The organism is Actinophytocola sp., assembly GCF_049647105.1.
GTDB lineage: Bacteria > Actinomycetota > Actinomycetes > Mycobacteriales > Pseudonocardiaceae > Actinophytocola.
Window position 1 is genome coordinate 1 of record NZ_JBARWZ010000047.1, and the last position, 4212, is coordinate 4212.

Annotated in this window: 1 protein-coding gene; it reads right to left on the minus strand. The window is 75.9% G+C overall.

What is annotated here, in order from left to right; translation table 11 throughout:
- The coding region (locus tag WBA97_RS06730) for a type I polyketide synthase (protein ID WP_424229831.1) at positions 1-4212 on the minus strand (4212 nt) is incomplete at both ends.

Consider the following 4212-nt stretch of genomic DNA (forward strand, 5'->3'; position numbering starts at 1 on the left):
GTGCTCGGACTGCGCGGAGCGGACCATGCCGCGCACCGCGGCGCCGGGCAGCCCGCCCCGGGTCACGACGGCGAGCGTCGCGGCGGGGTCGCGGTCGCCGTCGAGCCAGGCGTGCAGCAGCGACAGCGTCTCGGTGACGGCGTGCCGGACGGCGGCGGGCGGCTCACCGGCCGGTGCGGGCACGACATGGGCGGTGACATCGGCGGTGACATCAGCGGCGCCGTCGGCCGCGAGGAACGCCGCGACATCGGGGTAGGTCCGCGCGTCGGGACCGGCCGCCTGCCCGCCGATGACCGCCCAGCGGCCGACGGTGCCGGTCGCTGGGTCGCCCGCCACCGGCACCGCCTGCCAGTCCACGCGGTACAGGGGCGCCGGTCGCGCACCGAGATGGCCGGTGTCGAGTGGCCGCAGGGACAACGACGCCACCGACAGCACCGGGGCGTCCGCCTCGTCGGTCAGCAGAACACGCACCGCATCGTCCACAACGGACAGTCGGACCCGCAGCCGCGTGGCACCGCCCTGTGCGCGGGCGCCGCGCCAGACGAACGGGAGGCCCTCCTGCCGCGTGTTCAGGCCGATCGCCTGCAGCGCGGCGTCGAGCAGGGCGGGGTGGATGCCGTAGCGGGCGGCGTCCAGCTCCGCTCCCGGCGGCAGCGCGACCTCGGCGAAGGTCTCCGCGCCTCGGGTCCACGCGGTACGCAGCCCACCGAACAGCGGCCCGTACTCGAACCCGGCCGCCACGAGGGTCGCGCGCAGAGCGGCGACATCGGCGGGCACGGCGTCGCGGGGCGGCCACTCCCCTGGCTCCGCGAGGATGTCGGGACCATCCGGCTCGCCAAGCGAGCCGCTCGCGTGCCGCTGCCACGGCTCGTCCCCGCGCCGGGCGTGCAGCTCGACCGGTCGGTGACCGTGCTCGTCGGCGTCGCCGACGGTCAGCTGGAAGCCCACCTCGTCCGTGTCGTCGGCGAAGACGAGCGGGGCCGCCAGCATCAGCTCGGCCACCCCGGCGGCACCGGTGTGCGCCGCGGCGTGCAGCGCCATCTCCAGCACGGCGGCGCCGGGCAGCAGGATCGCGCCCGCCACCCGGTGCCCGGTGAGCCACGGGTGGGTGCTCGGGGACAGGGTGCCCGTGAACAGCACACCGCCGGAGGTCGCGAGGGGCACGGCCGCGCCGAGCAGGGGGTGCGCGCCGGGCGCCGTCCGCTGCCCGGCGGGGGCGTCGAGCCAGAAGCGGTCGCGCTGGAACGCGTAGGTTGGCAGGTCGGCCCGCTGGGCGCCGGTGCCCGCGTACACGGCGGGCCAGTCGACCACGCAGCCACGCACGTGTGCCTCGGCCGCCATGCGCACGGCGTCCGCGCCGTGCTTCGGCACGGTCAGGTAGGTGATGCCGTCGCGTTCGGCGAGGCAGTCCTGCGCGGCGCTGGTGAGCACCCGGTCCGGTCCCAGCTCCGCGAACACGGTGACCCCCGCGTCGGCGAGCGTGCGCATGCCGTCGAGGAACCGGACGGGTTCGCGGACGTGGCGCACCCAGTACTCCGGCGAGCACAGCTCCTCCTCGGTGGCGGGCTCGCCGGTGACGTTCGAGACGACCGGGATGCGTGGCTCGTGGTAGGTGAGCTTTCCCGCGACCGCGGCGAACTCGTCGAGCACGGCGTCCATCCGGGCGGAGTGGAAGGCGTGGCTGACGCGCAGCCGCTTGGTCCTGCGCCCCTCCGCCGCGAACGCGTCGGCGACCGAGGTCACCGCGTCCTCGTCGCCGGAGACGACGACGGCGAGCGGGCCGTTGATCGCGGCGAGGTCCGCGCCCGGTATCAGCGCCGGGACGACCTCGGCCTCGGCCGCCTCGATCGCGATCATCGCGCCGCCCCTTGGCAGCTCCTGCATGAGCCGTCCCCGCGCGGCGACCAGCGTGGCCGCGTCGTCGAGGTCGAACACCCCCGCGACGTGGGCCGCGGCGAGCTCGCCGATGGAGTGGCCGATCAGATGGCCGGGTCGCAGGCCCCACGACTCGGCGAGGCGGAACAACGCGACCTCGACGGCGAACAGGGCGGGCTGGGTGTAGCCGGTCTGGTCGAGCAGGTCGGTGTCCATGACGTCGGGCAGCGGGCGGTCGAGGTGCGGCGCGAGGCTCGCGCACACCGCGTCGAACGCCTCGGTGAACGCAGGGAACGCGAGGAGACGTCCCATCCCGGGCCGCTGGGCTCCCTGCCCGGGGAACAGGAACGCGACGTGCGGTTCGCGTGCGGCCGCGACCACCGGGGACTCGCCGCGCGCCAGCGCGGACAGCCCGGCCACCAGCTCGTCACGGGACGTGCCGACGACGGCGGCACGCTGCTCGTGCGCGGTGCGGGTGGTCGCGAGCGAGAAGGCGACATCGAGGTCCCGCTCGTCGTCGAGATGCGCCAGCAGGCGTGTGGCCTGTGACCGCACCGCGGCCGGGGAGCGGCCGGACAGCAGCCACGGCGTGGCGGGCAGGTCGCGCCGTGCCGCGGTCGCCGAGGGCCCGGCGGGTGCCTCCTCGATGATGGCGTGCGCGTTGGTGCCGCTGACGCCGAACGAGGACACCCCGGCACGGCGCGGCCGAGCACCGGCAGGCCACGGCCGCGGCTCGGTGAGCAGCTCGACGGCACCCGAGGTCCAGTCGACCTCGCCGGCCGGCCGGTCGACGTGCAGGGTGGCGGGCAGTGTGTCGTTGCGCAGCGCCATGACCATCTTGATGACACCAGCGACCCCCGCGGCGGCCTGGGTGTGCCCGAGATTGGACTTCACCGAGCCCAGCCACAGCGGCCGGTCCCGGTCCTGCCCGTAGGTGGCGAGCACGGCCTGCGCCTCGATCGGGTCGCCGAGCCGGGTGCCGGTGCCGTGCGCCTCAACGACGTCGACGTCCACTGTGGACAGCCGGGCGGCGGCGAGCGCCTGCCGGATGACCCGTTGCTGGGCGGGGCCGTTGGGTGCGGTCAGGCCGTTGCTGCCACCGTCGGAGTTGATCGCGGTGCCTCGGACCACGGCGAGCACGGGGTGACCGGCCCGGCGCGCGTCGGAAAGGCGGGCCAGCAGCAGCACGCCGACGCCCTCGCCGAAGCCGCTGCCGTCGGCCGCGTCGGCGAACGACTTGCAGCGGCCGTCGCCCGCGAGGCCGCCCTGGCGGGCGAACTCGACGAACGTGGTCGGTGCCGCCATCACCGTGGCACCGCCCGCGATGGCGAGCGTGCAGTCGCCATCGCGCAGGGCCTGCGCGGCCAGGTGCAGTGCGACCAGGGAGGACGAGCACGCGGTGTCGACGGTGACCGCGGGGCCCTCCAGACCGAGCGCGTAGGCGACCCGGCCGGAGGCGACGCTGTTCGCGGTGCCGTTGGACAGGTGTGCCTTCAGCTCCTCGGGAACGTCGCCGAGCCGGGCCGCGTACTCGCTGTGCATGACGCCCGCGTAGACGCCGGTCGCGCTGCCGCGCAGCGACGCCGGGTCGATGCCCGCGCGCTCCAGCACCTCCCACGATGTCTCCAGCAGCAACCGCTGCTGGGGGTCCATCCCGGCCGCCTCGCGTGGCGAGATGCCGAAGAAGCCGGGGTCGAAGTCCGCCGCGTCGTACAGGAACCCGCCTTCGTGGACGAACCCACCGGGCACCGGCCGGGACCGCCAGCCTCGGTCGGCGGGGAACGCCGAGATCGCGTCGCCGCCATCGGCGACGAGGGCCCACAGGTCCTCAGGGCCGCGCACCCCGCCGGGGTACCGGCAGCTCATGGCGACGATCGCGATCGGCTCGGCCGGGTCGGCGGCCCGCGTGCCGGTCCTGGTGGTCCGCGCGGCGGCGGCCCCGCCGGTGAGCCGCTCGGTGAGCAGCCCGGCGAGCGCGACCGGGGTGGGGTGGTCGAACACGAGGGTGGCTGGCAGGCGCAGACCGGTGGCGGTGTTCAGCCGGTTGCGCAGGTCCACCGCGGTGAGCGAGTCGAACCCGAGCTCGCGGAACGCGGTGCCGGGGCCGACCGCGTCGGCGTCGCCGTGGCCGAGCACGGTGGCGGCCTGGGCGCGGACGAGCGCCAGGAGCGTGCGGCGCGCCTCCTGCTCCCCCTGACCGGACAGCCGGGCGGCGAGGGAACCGTCGGCCTGCACGCTCGCGGCCCGCCGGACCGCGGCGGGCACGAGCCCGCGCAACAGGGCGGGTGGCGGTTCGGTGCGGCGGCGCAGTGCTGCGAGGTCGAGCCGCACGGGCAC